Here is an 18,064-nt window from a genome sequence, read left to right as displayed (position 1 = left end):
CCTTCCGAAATAAACAGGAAGACCCGCCGAATGTAGCGTCAGTCTAACCGCTGTGAGGGGAATTTGTCAAACCAGGGGTACGACGAGGAATTGCGGGCCGAACGCGCGTACGTCACCGGGCTGTACGCGCGCCTCGACCGCGAACGCGAACAGGCCCGGGCGCGCTACCACAACGCGCTCGGGGAACCGGGAACCACGCTGGTGGAGCGCGATGCCGACGTGCGCGTCCGGGCCCGTGAGACCGTCCGGCTGAACGTCGCCGACAACGGTCTCTGCTTCGGCAGGCTGGACGCCCTTTCGGGCGAAACGGAGTACATCGGCCGGATCGGGCTCTTCGACGGCGAAAACGGCTACGAACCCCTTCTGCTGGATTGGCGGGCGCCGGCGGCGCGGCCGTTCTACGTCGCCACCGCGGCGACGCCGGAAAACATGCGCCGCCGCCGTCAGTTCCACACGCTGGGGCGCACCGTCGTCGATTTCACCGACGAGGTCCTGGGCCGTCCCGGCGACGGCGAACGCGGGGACGCGGCGTTGCTCGCGGCCGTCAACGCGCCGCGCGGCGAGGGCATGCGGGACATCGTCGCGACCATCCAGGCCGAGCAGGACGAGATCATCCGCCTCGGGCACTCCGGGGTGCTGGTCGTCGAGGGCGGGCCTGGCACCGGCAAGACCGCCGTCGCGCTGCACCGCGTCGCGTACCTGCTCTACACCCAGCGCGAACGGATGTCGCGCAGCGGCGTGCTGGTGGTCGGGCCGAGCCCGCTGTTCCTCGACCACATCGGCCGGGTGCTGCCCTCGCTCGGCGAGTCCGACGTCGTCTTCCTGACCACCGGCGACCTCGTGCCGGGCCTGCGCGTCACGGCCGAAGACGAGCCGGCGGTGGCGGAACTCAAGGGATCGCTGAAGATCCTCGCCGTGCTGGCCGCGGCGGTCGCCGACCGGCAGAAGGTGCCCGACGAACCGGTGCCGGTCGAACTGGCCGACGTCAGCGTCGACCTCGACGACGGCATCGCCGGCGAGGCCCGGCTCGAAGCGCGCCGGTCCGGGCTGCCGCACAACGAGGCCCGCGCGGTCTTCCGCGAGCACGTCGTGACGACCCTGGCCGAGCGGGCCGTCGCGCGGATCGGCGAGGGCTGGCTGACCCGCGAGGACCGCGGGGCGTGGGCCGACCTGCGCGCCGACGTCCTCGACGAGCTGGCCGAGCACGAAGGCCTCGACGCCACGCTCGCCGCGCTCTGGCCGGAATTGACGCCGGAGACGCTGCTGGCGCCGCTGTACATGTCGCCGCGCCGGCTCGAAGCCGCCGGGGCCGATCCGGCGCTGTTCCGCGTGGACGGCGCGGCCTGGACGGTCTCGGACGTGCCGCTGCTCGACGAGCTGGCCGACCTGCTCGGCCGGGACGACTCCGCCGACCGCGCCGCCGCGCGCCGCCGGGCCGAGGACGACGCGGACTACGCCGAGGGCGTCATGGACCTCATCAAGCTGGACCGGGAGGAACTGGACGAAGACCTCGGCCTGGTCGCCACCGACCTGCTCTACGCCGAGGACCTGGCCGGCCGGTTCGCCGAGCGCGACACCCGCGACCTCGCCGAGCGCGCGGCCGCGGACCGCGACTGGACGTACGGGCACGTCGTCGTCGACGAAGCACAGGAACTGTCCGAAATGGACTGGCGGACGCTGATGCGGCGGTGCCCGAGCCGCTCGTTCACGATCGTCGGCGACCTCGCGCAACGCCGCAGCGCGGCCGGGGCGACGGCGTGGGGGCCGGTGCTGGCGCCCTACGTCGCCGACCGGTGGGCCTACCGGGAGCTGACCGTGAACTACCGGACGCCGGCGGAGATCATGACCGTCGCGGGCGCGCTGCTTGCGGAGTTCGCGCCGGCCGCGCGGCCGCCGGAATCCGTGCGGGCGAGCGGGGTCCGGCCGTGGGCCAGACGCGTCGCGGACGACGAGCTGCGAGCCGCGATCGACGATTTCGAAAGCGATGAAGCCGTGCGCGAAGGAACCAGCGTCGTCATCGGCCCGCCCGGCGTGCCGGGCACGGTCCCGCCGTCGGCGACCAAGGGCCTGGAGTTCGACGCGGTTCTCGTCGTCGAGCCCGCGCGGATCCTGGCCGGCGGCGCGCGCGGCGCGGCCGAGCTGTACGTCGCGCTCACCCGCGCCACGCAGCGCCTCGGGGTGCTGCACCGGGATCCGCTCCCGGCGGCGCTGGCCGGACTCGCCGAAGCGGGCGTGCCCGCGCGGGCCGGCCACCGCCGGTTCCAGTAGCGGCTCGTGAGGGGGAAACCCGGTTTCCCCCTCACCCCGGTCAGGCCGTCAGCCGGCCCCAGGCGTAGTTCTGCTTGGCCAGCTTCAGGTAGACGAACAGCTCGGTCCCGGACACGCCGTCGATCTTGCGGATCTCCTCGCCCAGCACTTCGAGCATGTGGTCGTCGTCCCGGCAGACGAGTTCGGCCAGCAGGTCGTAGCGCCCGGCGCACAACACGACGTAGTGCACGTTCGGCAGTTCGGAGAGCTTGTCGGCGACTGCGCGCGGATCAGCGCCGTCGACGCTGATCCCGACCATCGCCTGCCGCGTCAGATCGACGTTGGCCGGGTCGGTCACCGCGACGATCTGCATGAGGTCGTCGCGCAGGAGCCGTTGCACCCGTTGGCGGACGGCCCCCTCCGAAAGCCCGACCGCCTTCGCGAGCGCGGTGAACGAAGCCCGGCCGTCCTGCTGCAGCAGGGCGATCAGCGATCTGTCCGTGTTGTCCAGCCCGCGCGCACGTGAATCTTCACCCATGCCGTCCCTCCCTGTGTTTCGGCATGTGATTTGTCAAGTGCGCAGCGTATCGAGACCTGACCAGAAAGCGAGACCCCTGCGCCAGCTTCACGTGATCCGGCGCCAGGATCGTGATTTGCCGAGGAATCGGTGGCTGTGGAGGAAACTCACGAGTCATTCCGAGGCGGTTTCGCGGGGCCGCCCACGGCCGTTTCAGAACCAGGTGCCCAGTGCGACGTCGAGGGGGCCTTCGCCGGCCCAGGCGATGACGCCGTCGGGCCGCAGCAGCAGCGGTCCGGTGTTCGTCACCGGCACGACGTCGACGCGCGGATCGGCCGGGTGCTCGGTCAGCAGGAGGCCGCGGCCGGTGCGGGTGTGTTCGTGCAGCCGGGTCGTGCGGCCGGCACCGTCGACGAGCTCGAGGTCCGGGCAGTGCTCGCCGACCGGAGCCGGGGCGGGGTAAGGGAAGTCGTAGCGGTCGCGGACGCCGGACAGGAGGTCCGCGAAGTACCGGTTCGCCTCCGGCAGGTCCAGCACTTCGCCGACGATCTCGCGCAACGCGTCGACGTGCGGGCCGGGCGCCAGCAACGCCGACTGCGCGCGCGTGTTGCGTAGCACCGCTTCGCCGGCCGGGTGCCTTTCGCGCGTGTACGTGTCGAGGAACGCTTCGGGCTTGTCGCCGCGGAGGACGGCGCCGAGCTTCCAGCCGAGGTTGGCCGCGTCGGGAATGCCGAGGTTGAGGCCCTGGCCACCGCTCGGCGAGTGCACGTGCGCGGCGTCGCCGGCGAGGAAGACGCGGCCGCGGCGGTAGTCGGCGGCCTGCCGGGCCTGGTCGCCGAACCGCCGTTCCTCCCGGAACTCCTCGACGACGACGTCGGCACCGGTGATCCGCCGGATGCTCGCGGCGAAATCGGCCGCGGTGACCGGTTCCGGGTTCGCCGCGGGCTCGGTGAGCCCGACCATGCTGCCGCCGTGCAGGAAGGTGCCACCGGCGTGCCGCCCGCTCGGCGGGAGGTCACCGGCGAACCGCGCCTGGCCGGCGATCGTGCGCAGCAGCGCCGGCGTGCCGGGGAACTCGAACCCGGCCAGCTTGCGGACCGTGCTGCGGCCGCCGTCGCAGCCGACGACGTACCGCGCGCGCCAGGTCTTCCCGGCGGTCACCGTGACACCGTCTACATCGGACTCCAGCGCGGTGACCTCGTGGCCGCGCAGGATCCGGATGCCTTCGGCGTGCTTCGCGAGGACGCGTTCAAGCTCCGGCTGCCAGATGTTCGTCCGGGGGCGGTCCTCGCTGGGGACGATCTTGAAGATGTTCGCGAAGTGGCCGCGGGTGCTGCCGTGGTCGCGGGCGAGGTCCTTCGTGCCGGCGACGTCGGCCTCGGCGAGCTGGGGGCCGAGCCCGCGTCGCCGGAGCGCTTCGGTCGCCAGCGCGCCCAGGCCGCGTGACTTCGGTTCTTCGGAAGGTGCTTCGAGGCGTTCCAGGACCAGGGGTTCCGCGCCCGCCAGCTTGAGCTCGGCCGCGAGGAACAGGCCCACCGGTCCGGCGCCCACGACGATCACATCGGCGTCCATGCTTTCTCCTTAACTTGTTAAGGGCTAGGATGGCCTTAACAAGTTAAAGCGTCAAGGAGGAGCATGCCGCTGGAAGTCGGCGACGCGGTGCGCGTCGCGCTGGAACTGCTGGAAGACGAGGGGCTCGACAAGCTGACCGTGCGGCGGCTGGCGACCGAACTGGGCGTCAAGGCCCCCGCGTTGTACTGGCACTTCCGGAGCAAGCGCGCGCTGCTCGACCACATGACGGACGCGATCGTCGCGCCGGTAGTCGCCGGGCTGCCCGACGGCGGCCCGTGGCTGAAGTGGCTCGAAGACGCGGGCTTCGCGCTGCACGAGGCGTTGCTCGCGCACCGCGACGGCGCCCGCGTCGCGCTGGGCGCCGACCTCACCACGGCCCGCGCGCTCGGTGACCTCGCCGAGCGCGCGGTCGGGGTGCTGCACGACGCGGGCTTCCCGCTCGGTGAGGCCACCCGCGCCGCCGGCGTGCTGGTGCACTTCGTGCTCGGGCGGGCCGTCGAGGACCAGACGCGGCCGTCGCCCGCCGAGGAGGCCGAGGTGATCGCTTCGTCGTCGTTCCCGTTCCCGCTGATGGCCCGTGGCCTGCGCGAACGCGCCGGCTCGACGGTCGAGGACGACTTCCGGTACGCGCTCGGCGTGCTGCTCGCGGGGCTGGCGGCGGTCAGTGCCCAGGCCTAGCCCAAATCGCGACGGCTGAGGTCCTCCTCGGTTTCGCGGCGCACCAGCAGTGTCGCGACGCCGTCGCGGACGCCGACCAGCGGCGGCCGCCCGACCTGGTTGTAGTTCGACGCCAGCGAGTGGTGGTACGCGCCGGTGCACGGCACGGCCAGGAGGTCGCCGGCGTGCAGGTCACCGGGCAGGCTGATGCCGTCGGCGAGGACGTCGCCGGATTCGCAGTGCCGGCCGACGACGGTCATCGGAACGCGCTTTTCCGTGGAGCGCCGGCCGACCAGGCGCGTCGTGTAGCGCGCGCCGTAGAGCGACGGCCGCGCGTTGTCGCTCATGCCGCCGTCGACCGCGACGAACGTGCGGCTGCCGCGCTTGACCGCGCACACCCGGTAGACCGTGATCCCGGCCGGCCCGACGAGCGCCCGGCCCGGCTCGATCGTCAAGCGCGGCAACGGGAAGCCGTGCGCCGCGCACTCGTAGGCGAGCGCCACGCGCAGGCGCCGCGAGTACCCGCCGAGGTCGAACGCGGGCTCGCCGCCGACGTACGGCACCGCGTGGCCGCCGCCGAGGTCGAGCTCCCGCAGCGTGACACCGTGGGTGTCGCGGATCCGGACGAGCACCTCGGCCATCCGGCGCGCGGCGGCTTCGTAGCGGTCGACGCGGGAGACCTGCGAGCCGATGTGGCAGTGCAGGCCGACGAGCCGTAGCCCGGGTTGTGCTCCCACGGCCTTCACCGCCGCGTCGACGTTGTCGGGAACGCCGTCGAGCAGCGAGAAACCGAACTTCTGGCCTTCGGCGCCGGTGCTGATGGCCGCGTGCGCCCCGGCCGTGACACCCGGCGTCACGCGGATCATCACCTGCTGCGCGCCGGGGGCGAGCGCGCCGAGCTGCTCGATCTCGTCGAGCGAGTCGACCACGATCCGCCGGACGCCGTACGCGAGAGCGGCCTTCAGGTCTTCGGGCGTCTTCGCGTTGCCGTGCAACAGCATGCGCTCGGCGGGGAAGCCGACTGAGCGTGCGACGGCGATCTCGCCCGCGGAGCAGGTGTCGAGCGACAACCCCTCTTCGGCGACCCAACGCAGGACGGATCGCGTGCACAGCGCCTTGCTCGCGTACGCGACTTCGACGTCCGGCAACGCGCGGCGGTACTCGCGCGCGGCGTCGCGGACCTGCTGCTCGTCGATGAGGTAGGACGGCGTCCCGAAGCGGGCGGCGAGGTGGCTGACCTTCGCACCGGCGAAGAGGAGTTCGCCGTCTTCGCCGAGTCGGGTGCTTCGCGGCCAGACTCCTGGCTCGAGGTGATCGGCGGCTTCGCAACCGAGGCTGGGAAGAAGCTCGCTGAGCGTCACGGTGTGCCTCCGGGCATCACGGCGGATCGGACCCGGTCAGGACACCGCTGTCCCGTTCGCCGTGCTTCCCCCGTGAATGCCGTCCTGACGGGTTTCCGCCGGCCGCTTACTCGTTATTGACGCGCGAGTAACCTCGGCCACACCCCGCGTGACCTGCGCAGAGCTGAATCCGCGCGGCGGACGCCGTCACAAGGGGCATGGGTACCGACACGATGGACGAGACCGAGTTCGCCGAACTGACCGAGCGGCACCGCCGGGAGCTGCGGGTGCACTGCTATCGCTTCCTGGGGTCCCTCGACGAGGCCGAGGACCTGGTGCAGGAGACGTTCCTGCGCGCGTGGCGCGGGCGTGACCAGTACGCCGGGCGGGCGAGCGTGCGCGCCTGGCTGTACAAGATCGCCACGAACGCGTGCCTGGACTTCCTCGACCGGTTCGTGCGGGAGATCCCCGCGGTGGACCTGCCGGTCGCTTCGGGGTCGCACCTGGCACCCCGCCCCGCGGCCTCAGTGCCGTGGCTGCAGCCGGCCCCGGACGACGTCCTCGAGGCGGCTGTTTCGCGGGAGACGGTCGAGCTGGCGTTCCTCGCGGCCGTCCAGTACCTCTCGCCGCGGCAACGTGCCGTACTGATCCTCCGCGACGTCGTCGGCTGGTCGGCGAAGGAGACTGCGACGGCGTTGGAGACAACCCCGGCTTCGGTGAACAGCTCGCTTCAGCGGGCGCGGGCGGAGTTGCGGGAACAGCTGCCTTCGCGGCGTACGGAGTGGCGCGTCGAGTCGAGCGGCGAAGAGCGCGCGGTGGTCTCGCGCTACATCTCGGCGATCACCGAGGCGGACGACGCGGCCATCGCGGCCGTGCTGCGCGACGACGTCCGGTGCAGCCACCAGCCGGGCGCCGGCGGCCACGACGGACCGGCGCCCACCTGGTACAGCGGCCGGGCCACGGTCCTCGCAGGCTGGGCGCCGGTGCTGCACGGGCCGGCGTCGATGGAGCTGCGGATGCTGCCGGTCCGGGCGAACGGCGGCCCGGCCGTGGCGACCTACCTCTGCCACGACGGCCGGTTCCGCGCGTTCGGCCTCAACACCCTGTCGATCGCAGGCGGGCAGGTGGCCGAGGTGACCACCTTCGTCCCCGCGGTGTTCGGGGCGTTCGGCCTGCCGGAGGTGCTGGAGACCTAGCGGACCGGCTCCGGGACGGTGTCGAGCTCGTGCACCATGCGGACGGCCAGTGCGAGCGCCTTCGCGTCGCCGAGCTTGGTGTCCTCCATGACGATCTTCTTCACGCGGTCGACGCGCAGCTGGTAGCGGGTGGGGGAATCGGCGGAGGCGATCATCGTTCGGTCCTCTTCTGCTCTTCGAAGGCGGTGGACGTGTGGCTCTTGTGCCCTCGGGGACCTTCCGGGCTCTGATGGTCCTGCACCGAACCGCAGACGCAGCCGCGGTCGGCTCCGTGGCCGGCCGTGGTCGCGGCGCAGTAGCGGCGCGCTATCGCGTCGTGCGTGCCGAGCGGGTGCGGGCAGCTCGGGCACTCCGTGCCGGAGCGGGGCACCTCGGGCGCGTCCGGCACCGGGGCCGTCACGCGGGCACCTCGGCCGGGCGCCGCCGCAGGGGTTCGCCGGCCTCGTGCAGGTGCTGCAGCACGTACCCGTAGGAACGCGCCCAGCCGCACTGCGCGTAGGAAATGTCGTGCCGGGCACAGAAGTCCCGGACGATCACCTGCGCGTGCTTGAGGTTCGGCCGGGCCATGCTCGGGAACAGGTGGTGCTCGATCTGGTAGTTCAGCCCGCCGAGGGCGAAGTCGACGACCGGACCGCCACGCACGTTGCGCGAGGTCAGCACCTGCTTGCGCAGGAAGTCGAGCTTGTGCCCGGCCGTCAGCATCTCCATGCCCTTGTGGTTGGGCGCGAACGAGCAGCCCATGTACAGCCCCCACAGGAACTGGTGCACCAGGATGAAGATGATCCCGGTGAGCGGCGAGAGCACGATGAACACGGCGGCGAGGTAGGCGACGAGGTGCGCGATGAGGAGCGCGGACTCGAGCTTGCGCCGGCGGATGTCCTTCTGCAGCACTGCTTTCACGCTCGACACGTGCAGGTTGAGGCCTTCGAGCAGCAGCAGCGGGAAGAACAGGAACGCCTGGTACTTCGCCATCCAGCGCAGGAATCCGCGCTTCTGCGCGCTCTGCGCCTTGCTGAACGCGAGGGCGGCGATGTCGACGTCCGGGTCCTCGTCCTCGTGGTTCGGGTTGGCGTGGTGGCGCGAGTGCGTGCCCACCCACCAGCCGTAGCTCAACCCGGTCAGTCCACCGTGGACGAACCCGGTCGCGTCGTTCGCCTTGCGGCTGCTGAAGATCTGCTTGTGCCCGGCGTCGTGCCCGATGAACGAAAGCTGCGCGAACATCATCGCGAAGAACGCCGCGAGGAACAGTTGCCACCACGAGTCGCCGAGGAAGACGAACGCGACCCAGCCCCCGCCGAAGGCGGCGAGGTTGAGCCCGATCCGCACGGCGTAGTGGCGGCGCCGTCGCTGGAGGAGGCCGGCGGCCTTGATCAGCCGCGAGAGTTCGGCGAAGTCACTGCCTGCCGTGGAAGGGGTATCCGGAACTTGGGTGGACGTCATCGATGTCACCGCTCTGGGTAAGTCGTAAAGGCTTGTCCAGCAACGGTTTCCGTCCCCGACGGGGTCCGGGTCCGGTCCGGGAAAAGGGCACTGGGGCCTGGTCGCGGTGGTACCGCGTCCTGGCTCAAGCCTCTCACCCCACCGCCCTGATGGCAATTCCCCGCGGGTTGCCGAAGAGGTGTACAGTCAGCCACATCGGGATGAAGGTGATCTACCCCACACCCGTGACCTTCCGGCCGGATCGCTCCGACCGGGGACAGGAGCCGAATCCGGGCTCGAACCCGCTCGTACGCAGCCGTGTCGGCCGATCGGCCGACGAGCAGCCGCCCGTGGTCGCGCAGAGCGACGCCCGAGGCGCCCAGTTGGGTTGCTACAGCTCGTTCTTTCCGGCGTGGTTCCGGTCATCAGGTGGCTCGTCGGCGAGCCGGACTTCGGCGTCACCGCGCTCCAGCGCGCCGATGAGCCGCCACTTTCACGAAAGCCCCCAGGACGACAGCAGCCCGAAAAGCCGTTCGCGCTCGGCGCTCGTGAGCAGCCGGCTCGGCGGCCGGACGTCGGGGCGGCACAAGCCCAGCTGCCCGAGCGCGTCCTTGACGACGCTGACGTTGTTGGCGTTCCCGTTCGCGGCGCGCAGCTCCTCGAACGGCCGGATCCGCTCCCAGACCGCCATCGCGGCCGGATAGTCTCCTGTGGACAGTGCGTGGAACATCTCCAGCGAGATCGCCGGGTCGACGTTCACCAGTCCCGATGTGAACCCGGTCGCGCCGACGGCGAAGTACCCGGGCGCCGAAAGCTCGGCCAGGCCGGCGATCCACACGAACCGCGCGAAGCCCGCGTCCCGCGCGACCGAGCCGAACCGCACCGGATCCGGCACGGCGTACTTCACGCCGATGACGTTCGGCGCCGCCTCGCCGAGGGCGTGCAGCTGCTCGCCGGCGATGGCCGGGTTGCGGACGTAGAGCACGACGCCGAGTTCGGGCACCGACGCCGCGATCGCGGCGTGGTAGTCGACCCAGCCGTCGCCGGAGATGTACGGGTGCACGGGCTGGTGGATCATGATCATGTCGGCGCCCGCGTCCCGCGCGTGCGCGGCGGCCCGCGTCGCGGACGCGACGTCGTGACCGATCCCGGCGAGCACACTGCCCCGGCCGGCGACGGCCTCGACGGTGACCTCCAGGCACTGCCGCGCTTCGGCGGCGTCCAGCGCGTAGAACTCGCCGGTGTTCCCGTTCGGCGTCACGACCTCGATGCCGCCGGTGATCAGCCGGTCGACGAGCTTCGCGTACGTCTGGCCGTCGACGGCGCCCTTCGCGTCGAACGGCGTGACCGGGATGGCCACCACCCCGGACAGCCGCCGCCTCTGCTCCTCGAACGTCATCGGGCTCCCTTCGTCTCAGTGCTGTGTTCTTCCGGCAGCCCGCCGGCGACCCGGTCGATGAAGTCCGTGATGTGCTTGCGCAGCAAGTGTTCCGCCTGCCGGGCGTTCCCGCTCTCGGCGGCGGTCAGGATGGCCCGGTGCTCGGCCGCCTCGCCCCGCCACGTCGGGCTGATGCCCCAGCCGGTGACGGTGATCAGGGCGGCCTGGTCGCGCAGGCCGTCCAGGATCTCGACCAGCAACGGGTTCCCGCACCCGGAGTAGAGCGCGCGGTGGAACAGCCGGTTGGTCAGGCTGGCTTTGCCGCGGTCGGCGGCGTTCGCACCGGTCTCGACGTCCGCCAGTACTCGCCGCGCTTCGCCGAAGTCGGCACCGCTCTCGACGGCGCGCCGGACGGCTTCGGGCTCGAGGAGCGCACGCAGGTCGTACACCGCGTACGCGCTCTCGGCGTCCATGACCCGGACCGCGGCCCCCTTGTAGGTGCTCATCGTGACCAAACCGGAACCGGCCAGGATCCGCAGCGCTTCGCGCACCGGTGTCTTCGAAACGCCGAGCAGGGCGCCCACCTCGGCTTCGACGAGTGTTTCGCCCGGCCCGAACTCCCCGCTCAAGATCGAATCCTTGATCGCGTCCCGCACGAAATCCGTGCGCGAGACGGGCGGCGGCGGCCTCCGGGCCGAAGAAGTGCTCGCCACTGGCATGTCCGATCTGATATACGATGCGACATACAACATTATCACGGACCCAGGGAGCAGCCATGCAGCGTCGCACCGGCTTCCGATTCCGCCGAGTGCTCCTGGCGGCCGGCCTCGCCGCCGGGTTGGCGGCCTGTGGTGCGCCCGGCGGCGACGGCGGCCAGGCGGCGAACCCGTCGGCCGTGCCCGACAAGCCGAGCAAGCCCGTCGACCTCAACATCCTCGACATCGCGGGCAACCTGCAGCTCACCAAGCAGATGATCGAGAACTTCAAGGCCGCGCACCCGGAAGTGCTCGCGAAGGTCACCTATTCGACGGCGCCCGCACCGAGCATGGCGGGCAAGCTGAAGGCCGAGCAGGACGGCGGCGTCGCCCAGACCCACCTGGTCCTCAGCGGCACGGACGGCCTGTCCGCCGGCATCGCGAACGGCACGCTGGCGAAGGTCCTCCCGGACTTCTCGAGCCGGTTCCCGAACCTGATGCAGAACTACCTCGAACCCGCGGCCAAGATGCAGGAGCTGGCCAACGGCTACGGCGTCGAGGTCGTCTACTACCCGTCCGGCCCGCTGCTGGAGTTCAACCCGGGCGCGGTGCAGGCCGCACCGGCGTCCCCGCAGGAGCTGCTCGACTGGGCCAAGGCCCACCCGGAGAAGTTCCAGTACGCGCAGCCGTCGAACTCCGGCCCGGGCCGGACGTTCCTGATGGGCCTGCCGTACCTGCTCGGCGACAAGGACCCGAAGGACCCGGACAAGGGCTGGGACAAGACCTGGGCGTTCCTGCAGGAGCTGGGCAAGTACGTGAAGTACTACCCGTCGGGCACCACCGAGACGATGAAGAACCTCGCGTCCGGTGCGGTGGACATGGTCATGTCGACGACCGGCTGGGACATCAACCCGCGCAAGCTCGGCACGGTGCCCAACACGGTCAAGACCGCGATCATGCAGCCGATGCACTGGGTCACCGACGCCCAGTACGCCCTGATCCCCAAGGGCCTCTCGCCTGACCAGGAGTCGGCGATCCTGCAGCTGATCGCGTGGATGCTGAAGCCCGACCAGCAGGCGATCGCCTACGACGACGGCTACTTCTACCCCGGCCCGGCGGTCAAGGACGTCACCCTGCAGATGGCGCCGCAGAAGAGCCAGGACACGATCAAGCAGTTCGGGCGCCCGGAGTACGAGCAGTGGATCTCGCAGTACCCCAAGGAGACCTCGCTGCCGGCCGAGCAGCAGGTCAAGGCGTTCGACAAGTGGAACCAGCTGGTCGGCGGCTCGAAGGTCGGCAAGAAGTGACGTTCGAGCAGCTCCGGCTGGACGGGGTCGCCCGGAGCTTCGGCACCGCGAACGCCCTGAGCGGCCTCGACCTCGCCATCGCACGCGGCGAGTTCGTGGCCCTGCTCGGCCCGTCCGGCTGCGGCAAGTCGACGGCGCTGAACTGCCTGGCCGGCCTGCTGCCGCTGACCGGCGGCAGCATCTGGCTCGACGACGTCCGCATCGACGGGCAGCCCCCGGAGCAACGCGGGTTCGGGATGGTCTTCCAGAACTACGCGCTGTTCCCGCACATGTCGGTCCGCGCCAACATCGGCTTCGGCCTCAAGATGCGCAAGGTCGCCCGCGCCGACGCCCGCCGCCGCGTCGACGAGGCGCTGCGCCTGGTGCAGCTCACCGACCACGCGGCGAAGTTCCCCGCGCAGCTTTCCGGCGGGCAGCAGCAACGCGTCGCCATCGCCCGGGCCGTGGTGCTGGAGCCCCCGGTCGTCCTGATGGACGAGCCGCTGTCCAACCTCGACGCCAAGCTCCGCCTCGAGATGCGGATGGAGATCCGCCGCCTCCACCAGACGCTCGGCTTGACCACGGTGTACGTCACCCACGACCAGGAGGAGGCGCTGTCGCTGGCCGACCGCCTGGTCGTCCTGCGCGACGGCACGGTCCAGCAGATCGGCACCCCCGAGGAGGTCTACGCCCAGCCGGTGAACAGTTATGTCGCCTCCTTCATGGGGTATCGCAACCTCCTGGACGTGACGGTCACCGGCGCCACGGGCTCGTCGGTGACGGTCGAGGGTGCCGGAGCCCGGCTGACGGGCCACGGCTTGCTCACGGAGGGCCCGGCGCAGGTCGCGATCCGCCCCGAGGACTTCGTGGTCGGCGACGGCACGGAGAACGCCCTCGACGTGACGGTCGAGATCGTCGAGTACCACGGCCGCGAGCTGTCGGTCTCGGCCCGGCTGGCGAGCGGCGTGCCGGTCTACTTCCGGACCGACAAGCGCCTCGCCCCCGGCGACATCACCCGGATCGGCGTGCCGGCCGAGCGCGTCCTGGTGTTCGAGCCATGATCGCCGCGACGATCGGCGCCCCGGCCGAACCTGTTCCGGTGGTGGCGTCATGACCGCCGTCGCGGGCGCCCGCCCGGCGTTGCGTCACCGCCTGGCCGAACGCGGCATCGACCGCACCCTGCTTCTCCTCGTCCCCGGTCTGCTGGTCACTGCCTGCCTGTTCCTGTACCCCTTCCTCTACGGCCTCCAACTGTCCTTCGCCCCACGCCAGGGCGGGGTCTTCGCCAACTACGCGCGGTTCTTCGGCGACCCCTACCTGCGCGACACGATCTGGACGACGCTCGGCATCGCGCTGCCCGCGACGTTCATCAACGTGCTCGCCAGCATCCCGATCGCGTACGTGATGCGCGGCCGTGTCCGCGGCAAGCGCCTCCTGACGACGATCCTCGTCGTGCCCATCACGCTCGGCACGGTGCTCACCGCGCAGGGCCTGATCATGTACGGCGGGCCGGCGGGCTGGCTGAACAAGGTGCTCACCGTCCTCGGCATCACCGACGAGCCGCTCCCGCTGATCCACAACTACACCGGCGTGCTGCTGTCGCTCGTGATCACCGGCTTCCCGTTCTCCTTCCTGCTGACGTTGTCCTATCTCTCGGGCATCGACCCCTCCTTGGAGAAGGCGGCCGCGACCCTCGGCGCGAACTGGGCCCAGCGCTTCCGGCGCATCACGCTGCCCCTCCTGGCTCCCGGCCTGGCGATCACCTTCTGCCTTTCGTTCGTGATGGCGTTCTCGGTCTTCCCCTCGGCGCAGCTCGTCGGCGACCCCGCGAACGAGACCCGCGTCATCTCGATCGCGGCCTACCACGCCGCGTTCGAGGAGTACGACTACTCGATGGGCTCGGCCGTCGCGATGCTCATGGCGGTGGTCATGCTGATCGTGATCGGCCTGGTCATGGCGTGGCGCGGCACGCTGTACCGCGGAGCGACCGGAGGCAAGGGATGACCGGTTGGGTCGCGCGTCCCGGACGTTGGGTCGTCTGGGCCATCGTCGTGTTCTTCTTCGTCAACCTCGCCGGCGTCGTGCTCTCGGTGGTCGTCGACTCGTTCGGCAGGCAGTGGTTCGGCACCTGGCTCCCGGACGGCTTCACCACCCACTGGTACGCCGACGCCTGGCGCGAGTTCGGCCTGTCCGACGTCCTCCTCACCACGGCGATCGTCGCCCTGGTGGTGATCGCCGTGTCGGTGGCGGTCGGCGTCCCGGCCGCCTACGCCCTGGCCCGCCGCTCGTTCCCCGGCAAGCGCCTGGTGATGCTGCTGTTCGTGCTGCCGATCCTGATCCCTCCCATCACCTACGGCATCCCGCTGGCCACCGTGCTCTACAAGTTCCACCTGGCCGGCACCACCACCGGCGTGATCCTGGCGAACCTGGTGCCGTCGGTGCCGTTCGTCGTGCTGACCATGACGCCGTTCATCGAGCAGATCGACCCGAAGATCGAAGCCGCCGCGCGCATGTCCGGCGCCCGCACGGTCTCCGTGTTCACCCGGATCCTCGGCCCGCTGCTGCTGCCGGGGATCCTGGCCGCCTCGATCCTCGTGCTCGTCCGGACGGTCGGCATGTTCGAGCTGACGTTCCTCACCGCCGGCCCGGACTCGACGACCCTCGTCGTGGCGCTCTACAACTCCGTGTTCGCCGCGGGCATCCGGGCCAACCAGTCGGTCGACGCGATGGCGACCATCTACACCGCCTCCATGCTCGTGCTCCTTCTCGTCGCGTTGCGGTTCGTGAACCCGACCCAGCTGGTCACCCGGATCCGGGAGGAGACCTAGGCCGTTCGCTCATGTGATCGACTTTACCGCGAAACGTCGAACATATGATCGACACGATCGAGCGAACCCGCAGGTCTTGCGCCTCCCCCGAGGGGAGCTGCCACGCTGGCGGCATGCGGTATTCGATCGGCGAACTCGCCCACCGGACCAGGCTGACGGTCAAGGCCGTCCGGTTCTACTCGGATCGCGGCCTCGTGCCGCCGTCCGGGCGCAACACCGCGGGCCAGCGCCGTTACGACGACGCCGCGCTCGCCCGGCTCGACGTCATCCGGGTCCTCCGCGATCTCGGTGTCGACCTCGCCACGATCCGCCGGGTGGTCGACGGCGAGACCACCATCGCGGAGGTGGCGGTGGAGCACGCCGCGGCGGCGGAGGTGCAGATCGGCGTTCTGCGCCGGCGAAGGGAGGTGCTGAACGCAGTGGTGGATCGCGGCTCGTCCCCTGGCGAAACGAGTCTGTCGCACCAGCGGGCCCTGCTGTCCGAAGTGGAGCGGCAGTGCTTGATCGGTGACTTCCTCGCCGATGCCTTGGGCGATCGTCCCGAGCTGGCGGGGATCGCCCGGACCCTGACCCCGGACCTGCCCGAGGACCCCAGCCCCGAGCAGGCCGAGGCGTGGCTCGAGCTGGCTGCGCTGATGCGGGACACGGAGTTCCGCGCGAACCTGCGCCGGCTCGCGGACGGTCACGAAGCCGGGTTGCGTCGTGACCTGGCGGCCGAGGTGCGGGACGCCGTCACCCCGGCCGTCGCGGCCGGGATCGTGCCGAAGTCCCCGGCGGCGAAGGCGATCGTGGACGGGCTGGGGCGCGATCCCGGCGAGCTCCGGGAATGGCTCGGCGTGGTCAGCGATCCGCGCCGTGAGCGGTACCTGCAGCTATTGGGGGTGATCAACGGCTGGGCGGCACCGGAAAGCCTGGCTCCCGCCTTCGACTGGCTGGCCGAGGCCATGGCGGCCTGACTGCCTCCAGGATCGATGCCAGCGCGGCCTCCACCGGCTGCGCGTCGACCCGGCTCCCGTCGCGCAGCCGGAGGGAAAGCTGCCCCGCGGCGACCTCCTGCGGGCCGAGCACGGCCTGGTACGGCACCAGCCGCCCGTCCCGGATCCGGGCGCCGAGGCTGCCTTCCGGTGCGATCTCGGCGCGCAGGTCGTCGCACCGGTCGAGGATCGCCTGCGCGTACGGCAGTTCGGCGGCGGACAGCGGCAGCAGTCGCAGCTGAACCGGCGCCAGCCAGGCCGGGAACGCACCGCCGTGGACCTCGACGAGCTGCGCCACCGCGCGTTCGACGCTGCCGATGATGCTGCGGTGCACCATGACCGGCCGGTGTTTCGCGGCGTCCGCGCCGACGTACTCGAGGCCGAACTGGGCGGGCTGGTGGAAGTCGATCTGGACGGTGGACAGGGTCGATTCACGGCCAGCGCTGTCGACGACCTGGACGTCGATCTTCGGCCCGTAGAAGGCCGCTTCGCCCTCGACGGCGTCGTACGGAAGCCCGCCGAGGACCGAGCGCAGGATGTCCACGGCGCCGTCCCAGTCGCCGTCGACGTACTTCCCGCCGGGGCCGGGAAGCGAAAGCCGGTAGCGCGCCGGGCTGATGCCCAGCGCGTCGTAAGCCTGCCGGATCAGGGCCAGCGCGGCGGCCGCCTCGGCTTCGACCTGCTCGGGGGTGCAGAAGATGTGCGCGTCGTTGAGCTGGATCGCGCGCACGCGGCTCAGCCCGCCGAGCACGCCGGACAGTTCACTGCGGTACATCCCGCCGATTTCCGCGATGCGCAACGGAAGTTCGCGGTAGCTGCGGCCGCGCGAACGGTAGATCAGCGCGTGGTGCGGGCAGAGGCTCGGCCGCAGCACGAGCTGCTCGCCGCCGACGTCCATCGGCGGGTACATGTCGTCGCGGTAGTGCGCCCAGTGCCCGGAGATCTCGTACAGCTCGCGTTTGCCGAGCACCGGCGAATGGACGTGCCGGTACCCCGCGCGCCGTTCCAGGCCGCGGACGTACTCCTCGAGGCTGTGGCGGACGATCGCGCCGTCGGGCAGCCAGTAGGGCAGGCCCGCGCCGATGAGCGGGTCGGTGTCGAACAGGCCGAGCTCACGGCCGAGCTTGCGGTGATCGTGCATTGTGGACTCCTCGTGGACGGCGAGGCGATCGGCCACAAGACGAAGCCCGGGGCGATCGCCCCGGGCTTCGTGAGCATGGTTCAGCGCGCCGGGACACTTTCCGGCGTCGTCGTGTTCGCTGCGCGCTGCATGTTTTCGACGGTAGCAGGACCGTCCAGCGCTATTCCGCCACGAGCCGGAACGTGTCGTGGTCCGGCTTCCCGGCCGGCCGCAGCACGAGCACGGTGACACCCGCGGCGGTGCGCCGGCTTTCGACGTGCTCGAACTTCTTCGGCACCACCCCGGCCGGGAACAGCTGCCGCCCCTTGCCCAGCACGACCGGGAACAGCCACAGCCGGTACTCGTCGACGAGGTCGTGCGCGATCAGCGTCTGCAGCAGCTCGCCACTTCCGTGGACCTGGATCTCGTCGCCCGGCCGGGACTTGAGGTCCCGGACGGCCTCGACGACGTCGCCGTCCACTATCGACGTGCCCGACCAGGGAGAGTCCGTCAGCGTCCGCGAAACCACGTACTTCGGCAGGCCGTTGAGCCGGGAGGCCAGCGGGTCGGCGGGGTCGGTGACCTTCGGCCAGTGCGCGGCGAAGATGTCGTGCGTCCGGCGGCCGAGAAGGAACGCGCCCGCCCGGGCGATCCACTCCTCGGCGAGCTCCGCCATGCCCTCCTCGTAGAACGGCGTCACCCAGCCGCCCAGGTCGAAGCCGCCGGACGGGTCCTCTTCGGTGCCGCCAGGGCCTTGGTAGACGCCGTCCAGGCTCAGGAACGTCGTGGCGATCAGCTTGCTCATCGGTGCCTCCTCGGATGCCGTGTACCAGTA

At 70.8% G+C, this 18,064-nt stretch carries 18 protein-coding genes; 8 read left to right on the top strand and 10 right to left on the bottom strand.

Going from position 1 to position 18,064, the window contains the following annotated elements; all coding sequences use genetic code 11:
* Positions 1–63 precede the first annotated feature (63 nt).
* On the top strand, positions 64–2,268 hold the full coding sequence (gene helR / locus QSK39_RS09995) for an RNA polymerase recycling motor ATPase HelR (RefSeq protein WP_285477325.1): 2,205 nt from the start codon (positions 64–66) through the stop codon (positions 2,266–2,268).
* Positions 2,269–2,308: 40 nt separating this feature from the next.
* Here the strand turns inward: helR and QSK39_RS09990 are convergent, their stop codons facing one another.
* Both QSK39_RS09990 and QSK39_RS09985 read right to left on the bottom strand, forming a co-directional pair.
* Positions 2,309–2,785, bottom strand: coding sequence for an Lrp/AsnC family transcriptional regulator (locus QSK39_RS09990; RefSeq protein WP_285477324.1), 477 nt, complete (start codon positions 2,783–2,785; stop codon positions 2,309–2,311).
* Between the two features lie 192 nt (positions 2,786–2,977).
* Positions 2,978–4,336 carry an FAD-dependent monooxygenase gene (locus QSK39_RS09985; RefSeq protein WP_285477323.1) on the bottom strand — a complete coding sequence of 453 codons (1,359 nt, stop codon included), beginning with the start codon at positions 4,334–4,336 and terminating at the stop codon, positions 2,978–2,980.
* Positions 4,337–4,399: 63 nt separating this feature from the next.
* Between QSK39_RS09985 and QSK39_RS09980 the strand changes: the two genes are divergently transcribed.
* Positions 4,400–5,014 (top strand): TetR/AcrR family transcriptional regulator C-terminal domain-containing protein, encoded by a 615-nt coding sequence (locus tag QSK39_RS09980; protein WP_285477322.1) that lies wholly within the window; start codon positions 4,400–4,402, stop codon positions 5,012–5,014.
* On the opposite strand, the gene lysA is transcribed toward QSK39_RS09980, so the two are convergent.
* Positions 5,011–6,354 carry a diaminopimelate decarboxylase gene (gene lysA / locus QSK39_RS09975; RefSeq protein ID WP_285477321.1) on the bottom strand — a complete coding sequence of 448 codons (1,344 nt, stop codon included), beginning with the start codon at positions 6,352–6,354 and terminating at the stop codon, positions 5,011–5,013. The genes QSK39_RS09980 and lysA overlap by 4 nt on opposite strands.
* A 197-nt stretch (positions 6,355–6,551) precedes the next feature.
* Between lysA and QSK39_RS09970 the strand changes: the two genes are divergently transcribed.
* Entirely contained in the window at positions 6,552–7,529 is a 978-nt protein-coding gene (locus tag QSK39_RS09970; protein ID WP_285477320.1) for an RNA polymerase subunit sigma-70, read from the top strand.
* On the opposite strand, the gene QSK39_RS09965 is transcribed toward QSK39_RS09970, so the two are convergent.
* The 5 genes from QSK39_RS09965 to QSK39_RS09945 form a co-directional block, all read right to left on the bottom strand.
* The gene (locus QSK39_RS09965; RefSeq protein ID WP_285477319.1) at positions 7,526–7,684 is read right to left on the bottom strand and encodes a DUF6307 family protein; all 159 of its coding nucleotides are present in this window, start codon (positions 7,682–7,684) and stop codon (positions 7,526–7,528) included. The genes QSK39_RS09970 and QSK39_RS09965 overlap by 4 nt on opposite strands.
* Complete coding sequence (locus tag QSK39_RS09960) at positions 7,681–7,929, bottom strand: RGCVC family protein (protein ID WP_285477318.1); 249 nt, start codon at positions 7,927–7,929, stop codon at positions 7,681–7,683. The genes QSK39_RS09965 and QSK39_RS09960 overlap by 4 nt, the downstream gene beginning before the upstream one ends.
* Positions 7,926–8,969, bottom strand: a complete 1,044-nt coding sequence (locus tag QSK39_RS09955; RefSeq protein WP_285477317.1) for a fatty acid desaturase family protein — start codon at positions 8,967–8,969, stop codon at positions 7,926–7,928. The genes QSK39_RS09960 and QSK39_RS09955 overlap by 4 nt, the downstream gene beginning before the upstream one ends.
* A gap of 472 nt (positions 8,970–9,441) precedes the next feature.
* Positions 9,442–10,347 carry a dihydrodipicolinate synthase family protein gene (locus QSK39_RS09950; protein WP_285477316.1) on the bottom strand — a complete coding sequence of 302 codons (906 nt, stop codon included), beginning with the start codon at positions 10,345–10,347 and terminating at the stop codon, positions 9,442–9,444.
* Positions 10,344–11,039, bottom strand: a complete 696-nt coding sequence (locus QSK39_RS09945) for a GntR family transcriptional regulator (RefSeq protein ID WP_285477980.1) — start codon at positions 11,037–11,039, stop codon at positions 10,344–10,346. The genes QSK39_RS09950 and QSK39_RS09945 overlap by 4 nt, the downstream gene beginning before the upstream one ends.
* Positions 11,040–11,101: 62 nt before the next feature.
* Between QSK39_RS09945 and QSK39_RS09940 the strand changes: the two genes are divergently transcribed.
* The 5 genes from QSK39_RS09940 (at position 11,102) to QSK39_RS09920 (ending at position 16,091) form a co-directional block, all read left to right on the top strand.
* A complete protein-coding gene (locus QSK39_RS09940) occupies positions 11,102–12,328 on the top strand; it encodes an extracellular solute-binding protein (protein WP_285477315.1) in 1,227 nt (408 codons plus the stop codon).
* Positions 12,325–13,368 carry an ABC transporter ATP-binding protein gene (locus tag QSK39_RS09935; RefSeq protein ID WP_285477314.1) on the top strand — a complete coding sequence of 348 codons (1,044 nt, stop codon included), beginning with the start codon at positions 12,325–12,327 and terminating at the stop codon, positions 13,366–13,368. The genes QSK39_RS09940 and QSK39_RS09935 overlap by 4 nt, the downstream gene beginning before the upstream one ends.
* Positions 13,369–13,417: 49 nt before the next feature.
* Positions 13,418–14,311, top strand: a complete 894-nt coding sequence (locus QSK39_RS09930; protein ID WP_285477313.1) for an ABC transporter permease — start codon at positions 13,418–13,420, stop codon at positions 14,309–14,311.
* Positions 14,308–15,135 (top strand): ABC transporter permease, encoded by an 828-nt coding sequence (locus QSK39_RS09925; RefSeq protein WP_284747359.1) that lies wholly within the window; start codon positions 14,308–14,310, stop codon positions 15,133–15,135. The genes QSK39_RS09930 and QSK39_RS09925 overlap by 4 nt, the downstream gene beginning before the upstream one ends.
* Before the next feature lie 113 nt (positions 15,136–15,248).
* Positions 15,249–16,091 carry a MerR family transcriptional regulator gene (locus QSK39_RS09920; RefSeq protein WP_285477312.1) on the top strand — a complete coding sequence of 281 codons (843 nt, stop codon included), beginning with the start codon at positions 15,249–15,251 and terminating at the stop codon, positions 16,089–16,091.
* On the opposite strand, the gene thrS is transcribed toward QSK39_RS09920, so the two are convergent.
* Positions 16,021–17,286, bottom strand: coding sequence for a threonine--tRNA ligase (thrS, locus tag QSK39_RS09915; RefSeq protein WP_285477311.1), 1,266 nt, complete (start codon positions 17,284–17,286; stop codon positions 16,021–16,023). The genes QSK39_RS09920 and thrS overlap by 71 nt on opposite strands.
* A gap of 124 nt (positions 17,287–17,410) precedes the next feature.
* Positions 17,411–18,034: a dihydrofolate reductase family protein gene (locus QSK39_RS09910; RefSeq protein WP_285477310.1), complete on the bottom strand. Its 624-nt coding sequence runs from the start codon at positions 18,032–18,034 to the stop codon at positions 17,411–17,413.
* Positions 18,035–18,064: the final 30 nt, after the last annotated feature.

It is taken from the genome of Amycolatopsis sp. NBRC 101858, assembly GCF_030269325.1.
Classification (GTDB): domain Bacteria; phylum Actinomycetota; class Actinomycetes; order Mycobacteriales; family Pseudonocardiaceae; genus Amycolatopsis; species Amycolatopsis ponsaeliensis.
Note: the sequence above shows the minus strand (reverse complement) of the source record. Positions and strands in the feature narration are given on the sequence as shown.

Bases quoted from the DNA above. Each gene is read 5' to 3' on its own strand.
- QSK39_RS09990 (WP_285477324.1), bottom strand. From the start codon at position 2,785: ATGGGTGAAGATTCACGTGCGCGCGGGCTGGACAACACGGACAGATCG.
- QSK39_RS09985 (WP_285477323.1), bottom strand. From the start codon at position 4,336: ATGGACGCCGATGTGATCGTCGTGGGCGCCGGACCGGTGGGCCTGTTC.
- QSK39_RS09980 (WP_285477322.1), top strand. From the start codon at position 4,400: ATGCCGCTGGAAGTCGGCGACGCGGTGCGCGTCGCGCTGGAACTGCTG.
- QSK39_RS09970 (WP_285477320.1), top strand. From the start codon at position 6,552: ATGGGTACCGACACGATGGACGAGACCGAGTTCGCCGAACTGACCGAG.
- QSK39_RS09965 (WP_285477319.1), bottom strand. From the start codon at position 7,684: ATGATCGCCTCCGCCGATTCCCCCACCCGCTACCAGCTGCGCGTCGAC.
- QSK39_RS09955 (WP_285477317.1), bottom strand. From the start codon at position 8,969: ATGACGTCCACCCAAGTTCCGGATACCCCTTCCACGGCAGGCAGTGAC.
- QSK39_RS09950 (WP_285477316.1), bottom strand. From the start codon at position 10,347: ATGACGTTCGAGGAGCAGAGGCGGCGGCTGTCCGGGGTGGTGGCCATC.
- QSK39_RS09940 (WP_285477315.1), top strand. From the start codon at position 11,102: ATGCAGCGTCGCACCGGCTTCCGATTCCGCCGAGTGCTCCTGGCGGCC.
- QSK39_RS09930 (WP_285477313.1), top strand. From the start codon at position 13,418: ATGACCGCCGTCGCGGGCGCCCGCCCGGCGTTGCGTCACCGCCTGGCC.
- QSK39_RS09925 (WP_284747359.1), top strand. From the start codon at position 14,308: ATGACCGGTTGGGTCGCGCGTCCCGGACGTTGGGTCGTCTGGGCCATC.
- QSK39_RS09920 (WP_285477312.1), top strand. From the start codon at position 15,249: ATGCGGTATTCGATCGGCGAACTCGCCCACCGGACCAGGCTGACGGTC.
- QSK39_RS09910 (WP_285477310.1), bottom strand. From the start codon at position 18,034: ATGAGCAAGCTGATCGCCACGACGTTCCTGAGCCTGGACGGCGTCTAC.